Source organism: Natronorubrum sediminis (assembly GCF_900108095.1).
Lineage (GTDB): Archaea > Halobacteriota > Halobacteria > Halobacteriales > Natrialbaceae > Natronorubrum > Natronorubrum sediminis.
Window position 1 is genome coordinate 200,215 of record NZ_FNWL01000001.1, and the last position, 19,630, is coordinate 219,844.

21 protein-coding genes and 1 pseudogene are annotated in these 19,630 nt (G+C 61.2%); 9 read left to right on the forward strand and 13 right to left on the reverse strand.

The genetic code is table 11. From position 1 onward, the window contains the following. Window positions 1–142: 142 nt before the first annotated feature. Entirely contained in the window at window positions 143–688 is a 546-nt protein-coding gene (gene dpsA / locus BLW62_RS00955; RefSeq protein ID WP_090503804.1) for a DNA starvation/stationary phase protection protein DpsA, read from the forward strand. Between the two features lie 150 nt (window positions 689–838). On the opposite strand, the gene BLW62_RS00960 is transcribed toward dpsA, so the two are convergent. Further along, the gene (locus tag BLW62_RS00960) at window positions 839–1,231 is read right to left on the reverse strand and encodes a hypothetical protein (protein ID WP_090503809.1); all 393 of its coding nucleotides are present in this window, start codon (window positions 1,229–1,231) and stop codon (window positions 839–841) included. Between the two features lie 129 nt (window positions 1,232–1,360). Further along, on the reverse strand, window positions 1,361–1,525 hold the full coding sequence (locus BLW62_RS18445) for a hypothetical protein (RefSeq protein WP_175459651.1): 165 nt from the start codon (window positions 1,523–1,525) through the stop codon (window positions 1,361–1,363). 136 nt (window positions 1,526–1,661) lie between these two features. Here BLW62_RS18445 and BLW62_RS00965 point away from each other — a divergent pair, with 136 nt between their 5' ends. Further along, window positions 1,662–2,174: a macro domain-containing protein gene (locus BLW62_RS00965; RefSeq protein ID WP_090503813.1), complete on the forward strand. Its 513-nt coding sequence runs from the start codon at window positions 1,662–1,664 to the stop codon at window positions 2,172–2,174. A 95-nt stretch (window positions 2,175–2,269) separates the two neighbouring features. On the opposite strand, the gene purM is transcribed toward BLW62_RS00965, so the two are convergent. The 3 genes from purM to BLW62_RS00980 form a co-directional block, all read right to left on the reverse strand. Further along, entirely contained in the window at window positions 2,270–3,268 is a 999-nt protein-coding gene (gene purM, locus BLW62_RS00970) for a phosphoribosylformylglycinamidine cyclo-ligase (RefSeq protein ID WP_090503817.1), read from the reverse strand. A gap of 123 nt (window positions 3,269–3,391) precedes the next feature. Beyond that, window positions 3,392–4,033, reverse strand: a complete 642-nt coding sequence (locus BLW62_RS00975) for a zinc metalloprotease (RefSeq protein WP_090503821.1) — start codon at window positions 4,031–4,033, stop codon at window positions 3,392–3,394. Between the two features lie 17 nt (window positions 4,034–4,050). Continuing rightward, on the reverse strand, window positions 4,051–5,817 hold the full coding sequence (locus BLW62_RS00980) for a TraB/GumN family protein (RefSeq protein ID WP_090503823.1): 1,767 nt from the start codon (window positions 5,815–5,817) through the stop codon (window positions 4,051–4,053). 353 nt (window positions 5,818–6,170) lie between these two features. Between BLW62_RS00980 and BLW62_RS00985 the strand changes: the two genes are divergently transcribed. Further along, window positions 6,171–6,617, forward strand: a complete 447-nt coding sequence (locus tag BLW62_RS00985; protein WP_090503827.1) for an acyl-CoA thioesterase — start codon at window positions 6,171–6,173, stop codon at window positions 6,615–6,617. A 235-nt stretch (window positions 6,618–6,852) separates the two neighbouring features. Here the strand turns inward: BLW62_RS00985 and BLW62_RS00990 are convergent, their stop codons facing one another. The 3 genes from BLW62_RS00990 to BLW62_RS01000 all read right to left on the reverse strand — a co-directional run bounded on the left by BLW62_RS00990 (window position 6,853) and on the right by BLW62_RS01000 (window position 8,411). Next, entirely contained in the window at window positions 6,853–7,092 is a 240-nt protein-coding gene (locus BLW62_RS00990; RefSeq protein WP_090503832.1) for a hypothetical protein, read from the reverse strand. A 92-nt stretch (window positions 7,093–7,184) separates the two neighbouring features. After that, window positions 7,185–7,967, reverse strand: coding sequence for an HAD-IIA family hydrolase (locus BLW62_RS00995; RefSeq protein ID WP_090503842.1), 783 nt, complete (start codon window positions 7,965–7,967; stop codon window positions 7,185–7,187). Window positions 7,968–8,024: 57 nt separating this feature from the next. Continuing rightward, the gene (locus BLW62_RS01000) at window positions 8,025–8,411 is read right to left on the reverse strand and encodes an SHOCT domain-containing protein (protein ID WP_090503845.1); all 387 of its coding nucleotides are present in this window, start codon (window positions 8,409–8,411) and stop codon (window positions 8,025–8,027) included. A gap of 115 nt (window positions 8,412–8,526) precedes the next feature. Here BLW62_RS01000 and BLW62_RS01005 point away from each other — a divergent pair, with 115 nt between their 5' ends. Then, complete coding sequence (locus tag BLW62_RS01005; RefSeq protein WP_090503849.1) at window positions 8,527–8,997, forward strand: DUF7992 family protein; 471 nt, start codon at window positions 8,527–8,529, stop codon at window positions 8,995–8,997. On the opposite strand, the gene BLW62_RS01010 is transcribed toward BLW62_RS01005, so the two are convergent. Beyond that, on the reverse strand, window positions 8,998–9,180 hold the full coding sequence (locus BLW62_RS01010) for a DUF7501 family protein (protein ID WP_090503852.1): 183 nt from the start codon (window positions 9,178–9,180) through the stop codon (window positions 8,998–9,000). Between the two features lie 259 nt (window positions 9,181–9,439). On the opposite strand from BLW62_RS01010, the pseudogene BLW62_RS01015 reads away from it, so the two are divergent. Then, window positions 9,440–10,660 (forward strand): annotated as a pseudogene (locus BLW62_RS01015) (MFS transporter). Window positions 10,661–10,757: 97 nt separating this feature from the next. Then, the gene (locus tag BLW62_RS18230) at window positions 10,758–10,889 is read left to right on the forward strand and encodes a rubrerythrin-like domain-containing protein (protein WP_139305358.1); all 132 of its coding nucleotides are present in this window, start codon (window positions 10,758–10,760) and stop codon (window positions 10,887–10,889) included. A 61-nt stretch (window positions 10,890–10,950) separates the two neighbouring features. Here the strand turns inward: BLW62_RS18230 and BLW62_RS01020 are convergent, their stop codons facing one another. After that, the gene (locus BLW62_RS01020) at window positions 10,951–14,016 is read right to left on the reverse strand and encodes a disk-shape morphogenesis protein volactin (protein WP_090503857.1); all 3,066 of its coding nucleotides are present in this window, start codon (window positions 14,014–14,016) and stop codon (window positions 10,951–10,953) included. A gap of 119 nt (window positions 14,017–14,135) precedes the next feature. Between BLW62_RS01020 and BLW62_RS01025 the strand changes: the two genes are divergently transcribed. Continuing rightward, on the forward strand, window positions 14,136–14,477 hold the full coding sequence (locus BLW62_RS01025) for a hypothetical protein (RefSeq protein ID WP_090503860.1): 342 nt from the start codon (window positions 14,136–14,138) through the stop codon (window positions 14,475–14,477). 31 nt (window positions 14,478–14,508) lie between these two features. Here BLW62_RS01025 and BLW62_RS01030 read toward each other — a convergent pair whose 3' ends face one another. Further along, a complete protein-coding gene (locus tag BLW62_RS01030) occupies window positions 14,509–15,345 on the reverse strand; it encodes an MOSC domain-containing protein (RefSeq protein WP_090503864.1) in 837 nt (278 codons plus the stop codon). Between the two features lie 130 nt (window positions 15,346–15,475). Here BLW62_RS01030 and BLW62_RS01035 point away from each other — a divergent pair, with 130 nt between their 5' ends. Further along, window positions 15,476–15,931 (forward strand): dCTP deaminase/dUTPase family protein, encoded by a 456-nt coding sequence (locus tag BLW62_RS01035; RefSeq protein ID WP_090503869.1) that lies wholly within the window; start codon window positions 15,476–15,478, stop codon window positions 15,929–15,931. 170 nt (window positions 15,932–16,101) lie between these two features. On the opposite strand, the gene BLW62_RS01040 is transcribed toward BLW62_RS01035, so the two are convergent. Together BLW62_RS01040 and BLW62_RS01045 are read right to left on the reverse strand one after the other, a co-directional pair. Next, on the reverse strand, window positions 16,102–16,902 hold the full coding sequence (locus tag BLW62_RS01040; protein ID WP_090503872.1) for an enoyl-CoA hydratase/isomerase family protein: 801 nt from the start codon (window positions 16,900–16,902) through the stop codon (window positions 16,102–16,104). A gap of 2 nt (window positions 16,903–16,904) precedes the next feature. Beyond that, window positions 16,905–18,479 carry a long-chain-fatty-acid--CoA ligase gene (locus BLW62_RS01045; protein ID WP_090503875.1) on the reverse strand — a complete coding sequence of 525 codons (1,575 nt, stop codon included), beginning with the start codon at window positions 18,477–18,479 and terminating at the stop codon, window positions 16,905–16,907. 189 nt (window positions 18,480–18,668) lie between these two features. Between BLW62_RS01045 and BLW62_RS01050 the strand changes: the two genes are divergently transcribed. Then, window positions 18,669–19,292, forward strand: coding sequence for a universal stress protein (locus tag BLW62_RS01050; protein WP_090503879.1), 624 nt, complete (start codon window positions 18,669–18,671; stop codon window positions 19,290–19,292). Window positions 19,293–19,630: the final 338 nt, after the last annotated feature.

The window sequence follows — 19,630 nt, forward strand, 5'->3', positions numbered from 1 at the left end:
GACGACCAGTCCGACCGGTGGCACACAACACGGGTAATACAAGAAAGTTGGCCTCATAAGCCAACGAAAGTTTTTGCCCACCAAAAAATTATTTCGTCATGGGAAGGCTTTAAGTGGGATGCGAGCGTATCGTATAGATACGATGAGCACCCAAAAGACCGTCCGCCAACGTGCAGACGCCGTCGAGGAGAACGAACTCCGTCTCGAGCAAGAGAAGGCCGAGCAGATCGTCGAGGCGCTCAACACGGAGCTTGCGAACGCCTACGTGTTGTACCACCAACTCAAAAAGCACCACTGGGTCGTCGAGGGTGCTGAGTTCCTCCCGCTCCACGAGTTCCTCGAGGAGGCCTACGAACACGTCGAGGAGGGCGCTGACGTCATCGCCGAGCGCACACAGGCCCTCGGTGGCGTCCCGGTCTCCGGCCCGACGAACCAAGAACAGCGAGCGACCGTCGAGTTCGAGGGCGAGGACGTCTACGACGTCCGAACGATGTTCCAGAACGACCTCGAGATGTACGGCGACATCATCGAGTCGATGCGCGACAGCATCGAACTCGCGGAGAACCTCGGCGACTACGCCACCGCCGAGATTCTGCGTGAGATCCTCGTGACGCTCGAAGACGACGGCCACCACTTCGAACACTACCTCGAGGACGACACCCTCGTTCTGGAAGAAGCGACGAAGTAACAGACAACGACGGCGCTGTCGAGCGGGTATTTTTCGAGCGATCGTTCGTAGTTTCTTCGATCTAACGATTTTCGACCGTCGAGTACGTTCCTCGAGTGGTGATACAGGGCTCGAGCAATAGGCTGGAACGTGAGAGCGACTCGGCGCGACTCAGCGACGATAGTAGATAATTCCGCCGAGCGCTCCGACCGCGAGCAGCCCAAAGAGCGGCCGGATCGGATCGACGTACGTCGCCAACCACGACGAACTGAAGAGGGCGACGAGAATCGCGTTGCAGTGAGGACAGGCGACGGCGAGGAAGCCCCCAAGTGCACCGCCGTACGCACAGCGATCGCTACCACAATCAGGCTGCATCGTTCGCTGAGTTACGTACGCACCGACGAGGAGGGACGTGAGAACGAGAAACGCGTAATCGAGGGGTGTCCGAGGGACCATCCGCTCGAAGAGCGGCGTCTGTACGACTCCGGTGACGACGCCGGTGAACAGAAAAAACGCGAGCGCGGCGAGGACGCCCTTCAGGAGTGACTCTCGAGTCGGATTCACAGTGAGACAATCCACGTTAGCAGCGCAAAATCCCTCTGATTCTTGTCCGTTTCGGCACAGATAGATTCACGGCTCGAGCGGCCACACCATCTCTGGTCGTGGAGGGCCGACAGTGCTATGGCAATAGCGCTATCGCTCGAGCGTGACGGCGAGGTTGGTCGCGATCCAACCGTCGGTGTTTCCGCGTTCGGTCAACACGAGTTTGCCGGGGCGCGTCTTGTGCGCGCTCACGATCGCCGCCGGCACCTCGTGGGCGTCGGAATCGGCTGTCTCCCTTCGGGCGGGTACGTCCATCAGGAGAAGTTAGGTGGGCCTAAATCTAAAAACGTTTTGGTCGAGCCGCTCACTCGAGCGCGTATCACCCATTGTGACTGTTTCAGCTGCTTCAACGTGCTGTCCATTCACAGTCCCCCAGGACGTACGCACGCGTATGGAGTACGAGATCGTCCAGGGTGATATCGCCGCACAGTCAGCCGACGCGCTCGTCAACGCCGCTGGTACCAGCCTCGAGATGGGGTCGGGTGTCGCCGGTGCGCTTCGCGCCGAAGCGGGCGACGAACTCGATCGAGAAGCCACTGCGAAGGGGCCGGTAGACCTCGGTGGGGTTGCAGTGACCGACGCCTACGACCTCGAGGCCGAGTTCGTGATTCACGCCGTGGCGATGCCCCACTACGCCGACGGGCAAGCGACGGAGGCGAGCATCCGTGATGCGACCCGAAAGACGCTGGAAACCGCGGACGACCTGGGCTGTGAGTCGCTCGTGTTGCCCGCACTCGGCTGTGGCGTCGCCGGGTTCGACCTCGCGGATGGTGCGAAGATCATCGGTGATACGATCGATTCGTACTCCCCGGAGACGCTCGAGGACGTTCGGCTCATCGCCTACAGTCACGAAGAGTACGAGACGATTCGAGAGGCGACGGGCGAGACGGGTTCGACAGCGTAACTCGCTGTGTCGGCCGTCGAAGGATTCACGTTCGAATTTCGTCCGAGAGTCCGTTCAAATACGCTGTGCTGGCCACTGGGTCCGACCTCGAGTCACTACTCGAGCGAGAGGCCGCGAATCTCGACTTCTGAACCCGATTCGACGCGGCCGATGATCCGTCCGTCGGTCGCGTCGACCAGATCCGTCGCCCGGTCTTCGGGGACGGCGACGACGAAACCGGTTCCCATGTTGAACGTGCGGTGCATCTCCTCGTCGGTAACGTTGCCCTCCTGCTGGACGAACTCGAAGATCGGCTGGGCCGGGAACGGATCGTCGACGACGTACTTTCGCTCGCCCATCCGAAGCAGGTTGGTCCAGCCACCACCCGTGATGTGGGCCGCTGCGCGAACGTCGTGAGCGTGCATCGCCTCGAGCAGGTCCGTGTAGATCCGCGTCGGGCGGAGAAGTTCCTCGCCGATCGAACGACCGTCCTCGGCGTGGGGAAACGGATCGGTGTACTCGTGCTCCCGAGTGACGGCCTCGCGAGCGAGCGTCAGTCCGTTCGAGTGGATGCCATCTGAGGCGAAGCCGACGAGGACGTCGCCGACCTCGGCCTCGCCCTCGAGCACGTCGTCTTTCGCGGCGAGGCCGACGCAGGTCCCCGCGAGGTCGAACCCGGAGACGACTTCGGGCATGACGGCCGTCTCTCCGCCGAGCAGGGTCATGCCCGACTCCTCGAGCCCCACTGCGAGTCCCTCGCCGATCTCGTTCGTCAGGTCGTCGTCGGGTTCGTCGATCGCGAGGTAGTCGACGAAGGCAACGGGTTCGACGCCCGCGGCCACGAGGTCGTTGACGTTCATCGCGATGCAGTCGATTCCGATCGTCGAGAAGTCCGCAATCGCTTCGGCGACGAGGAGTTTCGTGCCGACGCCGTCGGTCGCCAGCGCGAGGTATCGGTCCCCGATGTCGAGTAGGCCCGCGTACTCGGTCATCAGATCGCTGCCGAACGCCTCGAGCAAGGCCGCCGTCGCGTCCTCGCTGGCGTCGATGTCGACACCCGTCTCGGCGTAGGTGAGCCGGTCCTCCTCGCTCCCGTCGTCCGCTGGATCGGTCATGTCTGAACGACCTCTCGGGGTGAGCAAAAGACCACCGGTCCAGTGATGATCAAACCGTTTGGTAGCTTATTCAGAATGTAGTTGTGGGTGGTTTGGAGGCGTCTAATCCCCTCAGGAAACATTTTAACCGAACAAACCTATCTCGACGAGAGCAAGCAGTGCCAATGTCAAACTCGGAATAAAGACGAGTAAGCAGACTCCTTTATTCCAATTCCAGACCGACTTTCCATCGAGTGGGCCGAATGGGATCATGTTGAAAGCGGCGAGAAAGAGATTGATTGTTACACCCATTGCACCAATCGTCCGAAGCGGATCTGGGAAGATTAAGAGTGGGAGGAACATTAACGCAAGCAAGTGATTAGTGACCGGGCCTGCGAGTGCTACCATCGCATTTTCGCGTTTCGTAATCTGTCCACGGTGATAAACCGCTCCGGGTGCAGCAAAGAGGAAACCGAGCAAGGCAATCATAATTGCTAGAAATAGCATTTGATAATCCGCGCGGAATTCTGCTATTTGACCATGTTCTATTGCGACAATTTTGTGTGCGAGTTCGTGTAACAAGAATGCAACACCAACTGTAATAAAACTCAATCCAACCATTAGGACAAAATGTTGAATGTCTACTTCTCCACTATGAACTGGCTCAATAAATAGTGCAAATGCGACCGAGAGCGTGACCCAGGCGAGTGCGAGGTCGAACAACTCCTTACTGGAGAACGTCAACTCCGGTTCGCGACGAGTTCGAGTGGGGGTGTTCGTATCCATGGACGTATCGCCTCAGCTCACGTCAACAGACCCCGAAGCAACTCGAGTGTGTTCTCTGCGCCGTTGAGTAGTTCGCCCATCAGCGCGTCGACGCCGCCGATTTCGGGTGCCAGCCACGGCAAGACGGCGACGGGGAACAGCAACGTCGCGATCATGCTCCCGATGTTGGTCAACGCAACGATCATGATGAGTCGGAACAGGGGCACGTCGAACATCTCCGAGAGAGCGTCCTCGAGTGGCCGTTCGGTGTCGCCGATGATGTTGTTGAGCCGCTGGATGTCGCCGACGTTGACCGGCCGGTGTTTGAGTTCGACGTAGCCGGCGAACCAACCGGGTGCCAAAAGCGGGTTGATGCTGGTGAGCCAGGCGACGGAGCCACCGACGCCGGCACTCGACCACCGGGCACCCGCGAGTCTGGCGAGCGTGAACGCGAAGAAGCCGTTGAACAGGAACCACGCGCCGAAGAGTTGCAACAGGAACGTGTCCTGGACGCCGGCCATGATGAGCAGGAAGAAGAACCCGATGAAGCCGAGCATGACCAGGTAGCCCAGAATCTTCAGCGGTGAGAACCGACGGCCAGACGCGGTCCCGGAGATCGACTCGAGCGTCGGAATCTCGGAGGGGTTCTCGAGGTGTCGTTCGATACCGGCTTTGTGTCCGGCACCGACGACGGCGACGACGTCGTAGCCCTGCGCCTTGAGTTTGTGCAGGTGATTCGCGATGTAGGCGTCGCGTTCGTCGATCAGGGCGTTCGCGCCGCGGGGGCTGAACTGACGGAACTCTTCCATCATCGCTCTGACGACGTCGCCGTCGGTCATCTCCTCGATGTCGACTTCCTCGATGTCTTCGACGTCGCCGCTGAGCACGTCGAGAATGATGCCGAGGAGTGCTCCGGCCGCGACACCGATTCCGACTCCCGCGACGACGCCGACCGTACCGCGAATCGCGTAGGTCCCGGTGCTCTCGAAGGCGCCGGCAGAGAACGGACCGACGAAGGTCTCGGTCGCGACGAGTGCGAGACAACCGCCGACCCCGAGGACGACGCCGGCGAGGAGCCGGATTGTGAAGCCGTCGATGGCACCGCTCGAGTTGCTCGAGCCGAGCGAGGGCAAGAAGAGCATTCCAAGGAGTGCGCCACCGACGCCGCCGCCGATCAGGGCACCAGCGTACTGGAGCGTGCCGGCGTCGGTGATACCGAGCAACAGCATGTCTCCCAGCCCGAACAGCGGTGCGAGAAACGCGGCGAAGACGAAGCCGACGAAGAGGCCGACGGCTGCACCGAATGCAAGTCCGATGGTCCGGGGGTCGGTGACCCCGAGAGCCAACCCGCCGATCATCTTTAGCTTCTCGACGATGGACAACCGTCGCCAGAAGCGCTGGATAGTGATCTGAATGTCCCGGTCGACGAGTGCGACGCCGCTTTCGTTACGTTCGGCGGCCTCGATTGCCGCCCGCATGTCCGACCCGGGTTCGATATCGAAGCGTTCACCGAGTCGAGATTGGACGTACGAGAGCATCCAGTATGCCAGAAATTGAAAGACCGTGTTGCCCGAGAGAAGATCCTTCGCCTCGATGTCGTCGGGCGTGCCGCCTTGCATCTGGCGGTAGCGACTCTCGTCGAGTTCGACGGCGACGACGTCTGGTTCTTCGCGATCGACCGTTTCGTGGACTTCGTCGACGCTCGCCTGTGAAACGTGTGCCGTCCCGAGAACGTGGACGGAGCCCTCTTCATCTGCCGATGGCTCCGGGGGGTCCGGCACGTCGGCGTCGCCTACATCGCTCATTAGCGGGTCAACTCGGTGAGGACTTTTACCAGTATCGAACTCAGAAGAAATAATAAATTCGGTTCGTTTGCTGCTGTATGTATATACGAGGGGACGGCGACGACTCGGCGACGGTCCCTCCACCCACGACCGATTTTCTCGAGGGGGGAGCCGAGAAGTTCTTTCCGTCACGTCTCCGGCCAGTTCCGTGTACAACAGTGATCTATTTGCAGTCGCCGAATCGTGGCCAGTTCGACCGCCGAATGCCCCCGATATCACTCAGCCGGTTCCAGGCCGGAATACTCCGTTTCGAGCCGAGTTGCCGGCGGGCGTCGACGAGAAGAGTAATTCACGTTCCCGCACAAGGACGAGCGATGACCGATCTCATGGAGACGCTCGTGGAGAATCGCGAAATGGTTCAACCTAACCACGCGAACATGCTCGAGACGGCCCACGGTGGGAACGTGATGAAGTGGATGGACGAGGTGGGTGCGATGTCTGCGATGCGATTTTCCGGCGAAAACTGTGTCACCGCCCGCGTCAACCGGATGAACTTCGAGCGACCGATCGCCGTCGGCGATACGGCGTTTATCACGGCCTACGTCTACGACGCCGGGATCTCGAGCGTGAAGGTTCGACTGGTAACCGAACGGGAGGACCTCCGGACGCGAGAGCGAGAGCAGACGACCGAATCCTACTTCGTCTACGTCGCCATCGACGAGGACAACGAGCCGACGTCCGTTCCGGCGTTGACGGTATCCAGCGAGGAGGGTGAACAGCGTAGAACGCTCGCTCTCGAGGGCGAGAACGGCGATTCCTGAGCGATTGACGGAAACGGCGTCTCCGATGGTCTCCGTGTGTCACTCGAATTGGATCGTCTCCCGGCGCGGATCGATCGCGAGGCGACCCCCGATCGAAATCGGCGTCGTCGGCTACGTGTGGGCAAAGTCGAGGTCGAAGTGAAACGGAGAACACACTGATCGCCAACCCGGATTTCAATTCGGTGCTCACTGACGGCCAGTGGTTACGATCGATTCCCGACGGTGAAAACCGATGTCAGGACTCTTCGTTAGTCTTCGTTTCGCTCACCGATCCGAGCTCCGACTCGCGAGCTTCCTCGAGGAACGCACTCGCCGAATCTCGGGTATCCGAAACCGTTACACCGACCATTGCACCGAACGCGCCACCGGTGCTCGCGGCGTTTCGACTGATGACTGACCCGAGTGCAGCGCCGACAGCGGCTCCGAGTGCAGCGTAGCGGGCTCGACGCGCGATCTGTGTTAGGCGATCTTTCATACGTTGACATTCGTGAGTCTCACTGATAAAAATGAGTGTTGATATCGCAAATTGTGATTGAGTTGTCACGGGAATGTCGCCACTCGACGCCACTATAGCACGGCGTCGATCTCGGCGAGTGACTCGAGAACGTAATCCGGTTCAGTCGTCGCTGACTCGAGGTCGCCGTCGTCGCTCACACCGGTTTCGACGAGCACCGTCGTCATCCCGGCCCGGTTGCCCAGTTCGATGTCGGTGTCGAGGCGATCGCCGACCACGAGCGTTCGTTCGGGGGCCGACTCGAGGCGCTCGAGTGCTGCGTCGGCCGCGATCGGAGACGGTTTGCCGAGGATTGCGTCTGGTTCGCGGCCTGCAACGGCCTCCATCGCCGCGAGGAGGGCTCCCGACCCCGGAATCTCGCCGTCTTCGATCGGAATCGTCGTATCCGGATCCGTGCCGTAGAACGACGTCGTCTCGTCCTCGAGCGCCCGGAGCGACTCCCAGAGCGTGCCGAACGAGAAGTCCGTGTCGAACGACCCGACGACGACGTCGGCCGCGTCGGGGTCGTCCGTCAACTCGATCGCGGTGGCTTCGAGAATCCCCTCGAGTCGGTCGCTTCCGACCAGATAGACGGTCTCCTCGGGGTGCGTCTCCTCGAGATACGCGGCTGATACGGTCGCTGAGGTGAGGACGTACTCCGGATCGACGTCGATCCCATAGGGCGCGAGCATCTCGCCGTAGTGACCGCTGGCGCGCGTTGGATTGTTCGAAAAGAGGAGTCGAGACACGTCGGCGCCCTCGAGCGCGGAGAGTCCGTCGGCGACGTTCGGGAGCAACTCGTCGCCGCGAACGATCGTTCCGTCGACGTCGAGAATCGCCGCCTCGTAGTCGGTCATCCCTCGAGTAAAGGCCGAGTACGGAGTTGAGTGTTTGGATGGAACGCGAGCGACTGCCTAGCTCGCTTTTTCGAACTCGAGTTCCTCGGTGTCGATCCCGGCGTTTTCGGCCCGCTCGTTGGCGTCGATCAGGCGCTCGAGTTTGGTCTCGAACTCCTCGTCGGAGAGTTCGCCGGCCGCGTATCGCTCCTGAAGTTTGCTAACGGGATCGCGTTCGGATACTGGCCCGTCGACGCTCGACGGTTCGGTCGCCGACGCAGACTCGTCGCGTTTGACGAGGTGCCAGATCAGAAAGGTGCTGACGACGAACAAGAGTGTGATCGCCAGCGCGTACAGCGGTCCGGCTAACAACAAGACGGCGATGATCAAAATATCCGCGAGGACGAACTTGATGGCGAAGATCTCCGTGAGACTGTAACTCCGCCCACCACTGTCAGCGCCCATACGCATTAGTTGGCGTCGCTCGAAATAATTGTACGCATCGCTCTCGACTCGAGGGCACGTTTCGCTGTGACTCGAGGTGGGAATTCTTTTCCACGCACCGACCCTACGCCACGGTATGACACTCGAGGTCGAACCACCGGAGCCGCCGGAGTTGAACGTCGTCGATCCTAACGAGTACGAGGACGCGACGATTAGTGCCGACGGCGCAGAGGACATCGACTACCGACGCGAGGAACTCGAGGCGTTCCTCGAGAGCGGCGCCTGGGAGGAAGCCTTCGAGGAGTGGGTCGAGGACACCGATCTGGACGAACGGACGTACGCCATCGCTCGAGATCTCGATCTCTTCGCCGGCTTCGACTTCTTCTGGGACGATTTCGCAGACAGGGTCGGCTATCACGCCCCGGGGATTCCGGAAGATTGGCAAGAACGAGCGTATCACCCGGAACTAGACACGTGGGGGACCGTCTCCGCGATCAACGCCGAACTGACGGAGTTCGGCCAAATTGTCTCCGTCGTCCTCAAAGAGGAGTACATCGACTGGGAAGCAGAGTACGAACCGCCGGAAGACCTGCCCGATTTCGAGTAACTAGCCCGCCCACTCGCCGGCGAGATCGCCGGTGATATTCTCGCGCCAGTGTTCGAACGACTGCTTGCAGTCGTCGCTCTCTTCGATGTGATCGACGAACCCTGCGCCGGGTGACTCGAGTTCGGTGCCACAGAACGGACAGTGTATTGGATTCGTCCAGTCTGCTGTCGTGTTGACTGCCATCGGTTCCGGTGAGTATCATCATCTATCATATACGTGTTCCCCGTTAAGATCTATTATAATTAGTATGGTGTATAATACCACTAGACCAATTTGCCACACTGGCAGCCACTACTTCTCGATTGAGCGCGACCGTTTTCGAGCGGGCCGAGCGATACCGCATTTCCATTCCCATTACAATCAACGGGTCGACATTTACTGAATTCGACCGGCGAATCGGTGGGTATTCATCCGTCCGATGGTGACCCTTCGATGTAACGAAATGTCGGTTCGAGAGACGGCTCAACGCATCACTCACTACGACGTCCTCCTGCTCGCGGCAACGATCTGGTTTCTCGGCAAGTTCCTCCGATATGCCTTTCCGCCGCTGTTCGACTCGTTTCAAATGAGCTATGGCGTCTCGAACGCCGTACTCGGTGCTTCCTACACCGGATTCATGCTCGTCTACGCCGCGATGCAGTTTCCCTCCGGCGTCCTCGCAGACCGATTCGGGTCGGTAATCGTCGTCACCACTGGCGCGCTCGTCGCTGGTGTCGCCGCGCTCATCCTCGTCGTCGACTCGCCGTTTCTCGTCCTCGTCGTCGCGATGCTCATCATGGGTGCTGGAACCGGCGCGCACAAGACCGTCGCCGTTCGGCTCCTCTCTCGAGCCTATCCCGCTCGGACAGGTTGAGCCCTCGGGATCCTCGATACGTTCGGTGCGTTCGGTGGCGTGGTCGCTCCGGCAGCGGTCGTCGCCGTTGCAGGTGTTTCGTTCGCACTCGGCGACAGTTGGCGAATGATCTTCTTCGTCGCTGGGCTGACAGCGCTCGCTCTCGCGGTCGCCTTTCGCGTTCGAGTTCCCAAGCGCGTTCCCGGTGAAACTCACGGCGACACCGCGACGAGCGCGATTTCCGCCGGCAACATCTCACAGTACGCGTCACTCTTTCGCGACTGGCGGTTTGCCGTCTTCGCCCTTCTAACGGTCTTGTTCTCGTTTACGTACAACGGCTTCGTCGCGTTCGCACCGCTGTATCTCACGCAGGAAGCCGGACTGAGCGAGGCGGCCGCGGGATTGCTCTACAGCGTGCTCTTCCTGGCGAGTCTGGTCCAACTCGTGACCGGCGACCTCAGCGACCGTCTCGGGAAGCTTCCGATCATCGTCTTCTTGCTCGGACTCGCTTCGATCGCACTGATCGCGTTCATCTCCCTGACCGACTCTGCCGGCCCCGTCGTCCTCGGTGCCACGCTCGTCGCTGTCGGCATCGGCTCGCACGGCTTTCGACCCGTTAGAGGGGCATACTTGATGGCCGTCATTCCGGACGACGTCGCCGGTGGCGGACTCGGTGTCGTCCGAACACTGTTGATGGCCGCCGGTGCCGTCTCGCCAGCCATCGTCGGCACCCTTTCAGAGGTCGTCGGCTTTCAGCCCGCATTCGGGGTACTCGCCGCGTCGATCATTGCTGCAACCGTGTTGAGCGTGTTTCTTTGGGTTCTCGAATAATGTCACAACCTCGTTACTCATCACCTCCCCGACATTCGAGCGGACGTTCGAACACCCAGTGGAAAGAGTTAACACGGAACACGACTTAGCACGAAGTATGTCACTCGCCGATTCACTCGAGTACGAGTGCCTCTTGTGTGGCCGCCGAGAGTGGGCCACGGACTCACTCGTGAGCACCTGTCGACGCTGTGGCGGCGAGATGCGTAACGTCGAGGTTGTCGGGAGCTAATCGGAACTCGAACACGCCAGTCAAGTGGCGGCCTGAGCGGTGATTCTCTCCCAAACTTGTGCTATCGTCCGAGGAGGGCGATTGCGAGGAGAAGCACGATTCCGAGCGCGAGGGCAACACCACCGACTGTCGGCTCGCCGATAGCCGCGAGTGCGCCACCGGCGACGAGACCGGCCCCACCGGCACCAGCAGCGGTCGAAGCGACGAGACCCGAGGCGCCATCCGACCTCGCCTCGCTCGAGGGCTGTCGCTGGGCCTCCTGTTGGTCGCGCAGTTCCTCGAGTGCATCTCGAAGCTCCTCGAAGGCCGCATCGCGGTCGTTCGCAGCAGTCTGACCCGTGTTCGCTTCGCGTTCAGCGTCTGCATCCTCCAGGCTCTCGAGGTTGGCCATCACTGCCTCGATCCGAGAGTCTTGGTCGGCGAGGCGACGACCCTGATCGTCGACCGTTGCCGTTGTCTCCTCGAGACGCTCGTCGTGGCTACTCGTCTGCTCTTCGAGTTTGCCAAACCGGCTTTCGAGTCGGTCGACTCGGTCCGCGACGTCGACCACCGTGTTTTCGACGCCGTCGATGCGAGCGCCGTGATCAGTTCCGGCATCCGCGTCTTGGAGTGACGAGAGTTCAGTTCCGAGCGACTCGAGTTCCGCCTCGAGCGCCTCGACGGTTTCGTTGGATACCGTAGAGTCCGTCGAAGCGGTCGTTTCCTCGAGCGTGCGAACGACTGCGTCCAATTCCTCGACCTCGCTTTCGAGCGTTGCAGTCGTTTCGGAGACCGTCTCGAGTCCGGTTTCGATCTCGTTCGAGTCCGTCTCGAGCGAATCGAAACGAGCATCGAACTCGTCCGATCGGTCGTCGAGTGCCGTCTCGAGGTCCGCGAGCGCGTTCTCGAACTCGGCCTCGAGTTCGTCCAGTCGGGCCGTGAGGTCCGCTTCGACACGCTCGGCCTCGACCGACCCTGCCTCGAGTTCGTCGATCGCCTCTCGAAGCGACTCGAGACGGTTCTCTACACCGCCCACGCGCTCGTCGATTGTACTGTCGACTTCCTCGATCTCAGACGTGACTGCTTGCACGTCGGTCTCGAGCGTTTCGACGGTCGATTCGACCGTGTCGACGTTCGCCGCGACCGTTTCGATGTCCGCTACGGCCGTGTCGACATCTGCTTCGATCCCGTCGACCTCGTCGCTGGCAGTCTGTACGTCCGCCGAGACGGACTCGATGTCGGTCTCGAGTGCAGAGACGCTGTTTTCGACGGCCTCGACACGGTCGTCCGTCGCACGCTGGTTCTCGTCGAGACGCTCGGTCATCGTCGCGGTCGTCTCGAGGTCGTCGTCGAGGGTTTCGACTCGATCGTCGACCGAATCCAGTTCGTCCGCGAGTGCGTCTCGAGTCGTCTCGAGCGCTTCGGTCAACGCGTCCAGGTCATCTTCGAGTCGTTCACGTTCGGCAGTCGCCTGCTCGAGACTGTTGTCGAGTTGCGCCGAAACCTCGGCGAGTTCCTCGTCTTGCTCGTCGAGGCGATCACCGAGAGTCGCTGTCCGTGTCTCGAGTGTCTGGACGGTCTCGTCGACTCGTTCGAGCGAGTCGCGTTCGGTTTCGAGGGCCGTCTCGAGGGCCTCGATGTCTGTTTCGAGTGCCGATTCGATGTCCGTGAGTGTGCCCTCGAGGGCCTCGATCGTTGCTGAAAGCGAGTCGTGTTCCGCCTCGAAGTCGGCCTCGAGCGTCTCGAGGGTGTCCGACACCGACGCGAGTTCGTCGTTCGTCTCGGCTGTAAACTCCGCGAGCGAGTCGGCACTGGCGAACGTCTCGCTTCTGGCCTCGAGGTCGCGAACGTCCGCCCTAACCGTCTCCAGTTCGTCGCCGAGTTCGCCGACGGATTCGGCCGTTGCGGCCCGTTCCTCGAGCGCCGAGAGCTCCTCGAGTGCAGTCTCGAGGTCGGCTTCGAGCGTCTGAATCTCCTCGTCGCGGTTGGCGAGTCGGTCGAAGAGTTGGTCGATCGCGTCGTTCGCTCGCTCGTGCTCCGAGCGTCCGCCGCTCCCGGTTGATTCGTCGAACGAGAGCGTCGTCTGTCCGTCGTCACCGGAGAGCGTTGTCGGTTGAGTCGTGGTCGCTGCGTCGCCAGCGTCGTCGGCATCCGCCCCCGGCCAGACGATATCCTCGTAGGAGTCGACGTCGTCTCTGGCGGCTGCGAGAGCCCCTCTGGTCGCACTCTCACTCGGCTCGTCGGCGAGTCGCACGTCCCGAACTGAAAACGGCAACGGCGCTGCGTCGAAGCGCCCGCCGAGGAGGTACTCGAGTCCCTCGACAGCTCCTTCACCTGCGAGGGCCATCGAGATTCCCAGCCCCTGTTGGACGTCGCTCTCGGTCGCTTCCGCCTCGATCTCGTCGACAATTTCGCCGATCAGGGCGTCGTAGGCCTGTGCGAGTGCACTCTCGACGTCGCCCGTCGCCGCGTCTGGCTCGAGTCGAAACCCCTCGAGGACGGTCGCGACGTGAGACGGTTCGACCCCGCATGCTGTCGCTGCTCGATCGACGACCCAGTCGCTCCCCTTGGCGAGTGAGAACGCCAGCGCGGGGACGCCGTAGTACGCGAGCGTGACGCTCGTCGTCTGCGTGCCCAGACAGAGACCGAGTCCGGTGTGGTTTTCATCGCGAAGTTGATCGTAGACGACGGCGAACCCGCGGCTGATCGGCGTCGCATCGATGTCGCGCTCGGTGAACGCCGCGTCGACGGCCGCTCGGTGAGCCTCGGTCGGTTCGGAAACGTCGACGAGCCGTCCTGGCGTGGTATAGCACAGTCGCTCGACCTCGTTCCCGTCGGCGTCGATTAGTTCGTCGACGAGCGCGGCGAGAGCCGACTCGGCGTACGCGTCGACGGTGAGAACGCCGTTCGAGAACAACGATTTCGGCGCGCCCTCACCGCTCGTCGTGGCCGATATCGCAGCCGACCCCACCGCGTACGTCGCCTCCCCCTCTTCGATGAGCACCGTTCCTCCCGACGTGTCGAGTTGCTCTTCGAGTGCCCCCTCGTCGTCAGCAACGACGAACGGCGGAACCGAGTCGACCGTCCCCTCCCCCTTGCCGGAAGCCACCCTGAGGCCCTCCGGTCCGATATCGAGACCGTATTCCATGTCACCGCTGAGTCGGAGCGACCTCTTTGAGCTTTGGCCCCGAGTACCAGATATGAAAACCAGCGCGAACGGCGCTGGCACGCAGGATACTTTTGGCCCTTCTCGGCGACGACACGTGTATGGGACACGAACGCGACCTCGAGTCGGATCTCCAGTCGGCGATCCGCTCTGTGCGTCAGGAAGACGACGATCTGGCTATCGACGAGATCAGCGAGTACCTCCTCTCCGAAGATCAGATCAACCGCTACCTGATCGGGCTGCAAGACGAGTGTACGCGAGCGTCGTTTTACTGTACGACGACGCGCTCGATCGCCTACAAACCGGTCGCGGGCGAATCGCCGTCGAAGCTGGTCGATACAGTGACTGGCATCGTCGATCGGACACAGCTTCGTGACTGGATCGTCAGTCAGGAGTGGTCGTGGATCCATCCGCGGTATCGATGGCTCCTCGAGGACGAGTGACGGGCGGCCAAGGTGGAGATCGTTTCCGACGCTACTGGGCCGGGTTCGCATCGACGAGCACGTCGTCGACGCTGACGGGATCCGTGACCGTGAACGAATTGCCCCACGACGAGTCCGGCACGGTCGTGTTGACCATCAACCGGAAGTAGTGATCGAACCACGCTTCGCTGGCCCACTCGGGAAGTGTCGCTTCTCTGCGTTCGACGAACGTCTCCTGGAAGCCCTCCGTTTGTTCACCCGTATCGGGATCTCGCGTCGGAACGACACACCGCTGGCACGGATTGACTCCCTGCAGTTCGACGCCGCCAATCTCGAACGGAACGATCTGGCCCGGGCGTTCGTAGAGCCGATCCTCCCAGAAGGCGGGTGCCTCGAGGACGAGGTTCGGACGGAGTCGCCGGCACATCTCTTCCGTCTCGATTTCGTCGTACCACGAGGCGACCGCCTCGAGCGTGCCCGTACTGATGACCGTCGGGCCGGCGGCATCGGTGTCGTCCGGAAAGCCACCTTCGTCGTCTCGGACGACTTCGACTGGATACCCGAAGTACGAGGAGAGCCAGGAGGCGAAACAGTCGCGATCGAGTTCGAGGTGGAACGTGTTCGTCTCCTCGGCGTTTCGTTCGCGGATCGTCACCGTCTCTCGCTCGAGGTCGTACGTGGTCTCGAGTTCGTGCGTTCGCCGTTCGCGCTTGCCGTTGACGTACTGACCAACGGCGTCCGTCTCCGAGCCGGGAGCACTCGTTCGTTCGACGATCGCGTAGCGACGATCCCACTCGAGTCCGCCGCCGTCGGCGATATTACACTCGTCTACCGACACTGCATCGAGTGATTTGATCGGGTGGACGCGGATTTGACCGAGGTGTACCATTTGGTGGGGTGTCATTATGGTCGCTCTTAGCTGTATTCGTTTCACCCCGCGTTCGCCGGTATCAATCGCGTAGCAGGGAGACGCCTCCGAGGGCACTTTTTTGTCGATCGAAACCGTCATTCGGAGCGAAATGTCCCCCGACACCACGCTGTCCGACGCGGTCGACAATCTGGTGTACGAGCCAACGCAGGTCCACGACCACGGGATCGATCTGACCGTCGGCGCACTCTACGAAGTCGCCGAACCGGGCTCGATCGACTTCGGCGGCGACGAACTCGAGGACGCCGGCCTCGAGCCGGTTTCGACGGAACTCCGGCAACCCGACGACGAGTACGGCTGGTGGAACCTCGAGAGCGGCCAGTACGTACTCCAGCACAACGAGTTCCTGACGGACGTGGAGGAACCGCTTTACCTGCAGCCACGCAACGAATTACTGGCTCGTGGCGGCTCGCATCCTTCGGTCTGGGTCGCCTCGCACCTGCCGTTGCTCCCGTTGTCGGTCGCTGATGGCGGGTTACGACTCAAGGAAAACGCACGCGTGTCGACGCTCGTCGAGGTGGGACCTGCATCGATAGATAAGTCCTGACAGTGGTGTCACTCTCGTCCCCGTGACTCTGGCTGACTTTCGTTATCCTCCCCAACATGTTGGACTGTCCCTACCCAACACATTGCACTATCCCTCCACTTCACGCTGCACTGTCTTCACTGTCGAATTCTTCGCCGTCTCTTCTCAAAAAATACCGAATTTGTGTCGAACTACCGTCCCTCGAACTCGGGGTCTCGGTCCTCGAGGAAGGCGTTGACGCCCTCTGCGTGGTCGTCGGTGTCGAAGACGATCCCCTGAGCGATGGCCTCGTCGGTCAGCGCTTGCTCGAGGGATTTCTCGAGTCCCTCGCCGACCAGTCGATTCGCGTGTCGAAGGGCGACTGGCGGGCCGGAGACGATCTGCTCGACGAACTCGTCGACCTTCTCGTCGAACTCGTCTTCGGCGTAGACGTGGTTGACTAGGCCGAGTTCTTTCGCGCGGTCGGTGCCGAAGATGTCGCCGGTCAGGACCAGTTCCTTGGCGACGTTCTCGCCGACGATCCGGGGCAGCAGGTACGACGTTCCGGCGTCGACACTCAGGCCAACCTGCCGGAAGACGAAACCAAAGACCGACCGATCGCTCGCCAACTGGACGTCACAGCCGATGGCCAGGTTCGCGCCCGCGCCGACTGCGGGACCGTCGATAGCCGCGATTGTCGGAACCGGGCAGTTGACCAGCGAAGTCATCATTTCACCCACTCGGTATTCGAGACTGCGCGCTCGTTCGTCGGCCGGGATATCTTCCTCGAGCGTGTCGACCATTCGCTTGACGTCCCCGCCGGCGGAAAACGCGCCGCCCGCGCCCTGGAGGACGACACAGCGAGCGTCACTCCCTTCGATTTCCTCGAACGCCGCGACGAACCCGTCGTGAATCTCCGACGAAAAGGCGTTTCGTCGGTCGGGCTGGTTGAGCGTGATCGTTGCCGGGCCGTCATCCTCGATGTCGAGGAGTACTGCGTCACCAAGTGTCATTATTATTGACTCGTGCTTGCTTCCTCGTCACGGAGCTTGAATTTTTGGACTTTCCCCGTCGTCGTTCGCGGCAGTTCTTCGACGAACTCGATTTCGCGGGGGTGTTTGTACTCTGCGAGGTTGGTCAGACAGTACTCTTTGAGTTCGTCTTCGGTCACGTCCGCGTCGGGCGTGGTGACGACGAACGCTTTGACGGTCTCGCCGCGACGCTCGTCGGGAATCCCCGCGACGGCGGCGTCGGCGACGGCCTCGTGCTCGAAGAGCAACTCTTCGACTTCGCGTGGATAGACGTTGTAGCCGCCGGTGACGATCATATGCTTCTCGCGGTCGACGACGTAGTAGAAGCCGTCTTCGTCGGAATAGCCGATGTCACCTGTGTGGAACCACCGTCGACCCTCATCGTCGGTAAACGCCTCGTCGTTGGCCTCGGGCAACCCGTAGTAGCCCTTCATGACGTTCGGCCCGGCGATCACGATTTCGCCCGTGATCTCGCGGAGATCCGTGTTCTCTTCGTCGATCGGTCCCGCTTCGACCGGCGAGACCGACTCGAAGCTCTCGTCGACCACTTTCGAGTCGACACCCGGAACCGTCTTGCCGACGCTGCCGACGCGTCGCCCCTCGATCGGGCTGTTGAAGTGCGTAATCGGGCTCGTTTCGGTCAGGCCGTAACCCTCGTAGAGCTTCGGTTCGTACAGTTCTTCGAACTTGCGCAACACCTCGACCGGAATGCCGGAGCCACCGACACCACACAGCCGCAGCGAGGAGAGGTCGAACTCCGCAGCGTCCGGCTGGTTGATGACGTCGTTGTACATCGCCGGCACGCCGTGCATCAGCGTCAGTTGTTCGTCCTCGATCAACGAGATAGCCTGTTGTGCGTCCCACGCTGGGAGCGGATAGAACGCCCCGCCGTTGAACAGCGTCGAATTCATCACGACGGTCATCCCATAGATGTGAAACAGCGGGAGGACGCCGAGTTGCTTGTCGTCGGATCTAATCCCATCTGGAATCAGTTCTGACGCCGCGCTCGCGTTCGACGCGAGGTTCTCGTGGGTCAACTGCACTCCCTTCGGTTGTCCCGTCGTCCCCGACGTGTAGGGCTGTACCGCCACGTCGTCGTCCGCTCGCTCGGTGATTCCGGGGTCACCCGGCTCGAGGAACTCGGTAAACTCGATCGCACCGTCGGCCTCACCACCGACGCTGACGACGTGCTCGACGCTCGTCTCGTCCTGTACTTCCGTGACGAACGGCACGAGGTCGGCTAACGCGACGACGACTTTGGCTTCGCTGTCGCCGAGTAGGTGTCCGATCTCTCGAGCCTTGTACTGTGGATTCATCGGCACGACGGCCCCGCCCGCCCGAAGCGTGCCGTGGAACGCGATCAGAAACGGCGGAACGTTCGGCAGGTAGATCGCAACACGATCGCCCGCGCCGACCCCGCGTTCCTCGAGCGCGTTGGCGAACGCTCCCGTTTGCCCCCAGAACTCCTCATAATTAGTCTCAGCCCCCTCATAGCCAATCGCGGTATTTTCGCCGTACTCCTCGACGGCTGCCGCGAGATTAGTGACAAGATTTGTCATACTCCGTGAGTTGTGTTTGCGTGTGCCGTAAAAAAGATTGCCACCGACGACGCCGATGATTCGACGGACGGAACGGTTGCTCGAAACGATTCCGTTCGTGTAATTCGATCCCAGCAGGTGTCGACACAGGCGGTTCGGTCGTCCCTGACTTGTGGCTATTTACGTCTCAGGGTCTAACTGCTCACCCAGATGTACGAGGACGTGCTCATCCCGACGGACGGAAGCGACGGAACGCGACAGTCGATCGACCACGGCCTAACGATCGCCCAGCAATTCGACGCGAGCGTCCACGCCCTCTCCATCGTCCCGGAAGGGCCACTGGGGACGCTCCAGAACGACGCGGTCACACCGGCAGCCTACCGGGCCGTCGACCGCGTCGAAGCCGAATGCGAGCGTGTCGGCGTCCCCGTCGAAACGACGGTCGAACAGGGTGTTCCCCACGAAGCGATCCTCGAGTACGCGTCGGCCAACGATGTCGACATGATCGTGATGGGGACGCAGGGCCGGTCGGGACTCGATCGCGTGCTTGTCGGCAGCGTCACCGAACGCGTCGTCCGGATGGCCGACGTGCCGGTCGTCACCGTTCGCCAGACCGACGAGATCCGAATCGAGGGCGCCGAGGAGGCCGACGCGCTCGCTCGGACAGCCCTCGCAGACGACCGAACCGGGCTCGAGGCAGAGGACTTCTCCACTCTCGAGGGCCCCCACCGAACGAGTGCAACATGGATCGTCGTCCTCGAGACCGAGACCGAAACGGTGGACGTTCACGTCGACGCGCTCACGGCTGACACGCGCATCGTCGGTCACGAGTGAGGAAGGGTCTCCTCGCTCCCGAGCGAGCGCGTCCCTACTCGTTTCGAGACGATCTCTCGAGTCTATGCGAGAGATGGTGGGGGCGATCGTTGATCCTGGTCGGCGCGTGAGGGCGATTGTTGATTCTGATCGCGACTCGAGAAGGTTCGATCGTGACTCGCGCTGGATCTGCCGACACGCCTCCTCGTTTGCGGTTGCCTACCGGCGTCGCAGCCACCTCCTGCGTTAGTAATCGGACACAACAGTCTGGTAACGTTCCCCATCAAATGTACGTCGGGGCCGACACGAGCCAAATATCCGATTTGTGCGCACAACGGTACACCCCCTTTTTGCGGTGA

Bases quoted from the DNA above. Each gene is read 5' to 3' on its own strand.
- BLW62_RS00975 (WP_090503821.1), bottom strand. From the start codon at position 4,033: ATGGATACGAACACCCCCACTCGAACTCGTCGCGAACCGGAGTTGACG.
- BLW62_RS00990 (WP_090503832.1), bottom strand. From the start codon at position 7,092: ATGAAAGATCGCCTAACACAGATCGCGCGTCGAGCCCGCTACGCTGCA.
- BLW62_RS00965 (WP_090503813.1), top strand. From the start codon at position 1,662: ATGGAGTACGAGATCGTCCAGGGTGATATCGCCGCACAGTCAGCCGAC.
- BLW62_RS01045 (WP_090503875.1), bottom strand. From the start codon at position 18,479: ATGACAAATCTTGTCACTAATCTCGCGGCAGCCGTCGAGGAGTACGGC.
- BLW62_RS01005 (WP_090503849.1), top strand. From the start codon at position 8,527: ATGACACTCGAGGTCGAACCACCGGAGCCGCCGGAGTTGAACGTCGTC.
- BLW62_RS01010 (WP_090503852.1), bottom strand. From the start codon at position 9,180: ATGGCAGTCAACACGACAGCAGACTGGACGAATCCAATACACTGTCCG.
- BLW62_RS01040 (WP_090503872.1), bottom strand. From the start codon at position 16,902: ATGACACTTGGTGACGCAGTACTCCTCGACATCGAGGATGACGGCCCG.
- BLW62_RS01050 (WP_090503879.1), top strand. From the start codon at position 18,669: ATGTACGAGGACGTGCTCATCCCGACGGACGGAAGCGACGGAACGCGA.
- BLW62_RS01000 (WP_090503845.1), bottom strand. From the start codon at position 8,411: ATGGGCGCTGACAGTGGTGGGCGGAGTTACAGTCTCACGGAGATCTTC.
- BLW62_RS01025 (WP_090503860.1), top strand. From the start codon at position 14,136: ATGGGACACGAACGCGACCTCGAGTCGGATCTCCAGTCGGCGATCCGC.
- BLW62_RS00985 (WP_090503827.1), top strand. From the start codon at position 6,171: ATGACCGATCTCATGGAGACGCTCGTGGAGAATCGCGAAATGGTTCAA.
- BLW62_RS18230 (WP_139305358.1), top strand. From the start codon at position 10,758: ATGTCACTCGCCGATTCACTCGAGTACGAGTGCCTCTTGTGTGGCCGC.
- BLW62_RS01035 (WP_090503869.1), top strand. From the start codon at position 15,476: ATGTCCCCCGACACCACGCTGTCCGACGCGGTCGACAATCTGGTGTAC.
- BLW62_RS01020 (WP_090503857.1), bottom strand. From the start codon at position 14,016: ATGGAATACGGTCTCGATATCGGACCGGAGGGCCTCAGGGTGGCTTCC.
- BLW62_RS01030 (WP_090503864.1), bottom strand. From the start codon at position 15,345: ATGGTACACCTCGGTCAAATCCGCGTCCACCCGATCAAATCACTCGAT.
- purM (WP_090503817.1), bottom strand. From the start codon at position 3,268: ATGACCGATCCAGCGGACGACGGGAGCGAGGAGGACCGGCTCACCTAC.
- BLW62_RS00995 (WP_090503842.1), bottom strand. From the start codon at position 7,967: ATGACCGACTACGAGGCGGCGATTCTCGACGTCGACGGAACGATCGTT.
- BLW62_RS00980 (WP_090503823.1), bottom strand. From the start codon at position 5,817: ATGAGCGATGTAGGCGACGCCGACGTGCCGGACCCCCCGGAGCCATCG.
- dpsA (WP_090503804.1), top strand. From the start codon at position 143: ATGAGCACCCAAAAGACCGTCCGCCAACGTGCAGACGCCGTCGAGGAG.
- BLW62_RS18445 (WP_175459651.1), bottom strand. From the start codon at position 1,525: ATGGACGTACCCGCCCGAAGGGAGACAGCCGATTCCGACGCCCACGAG.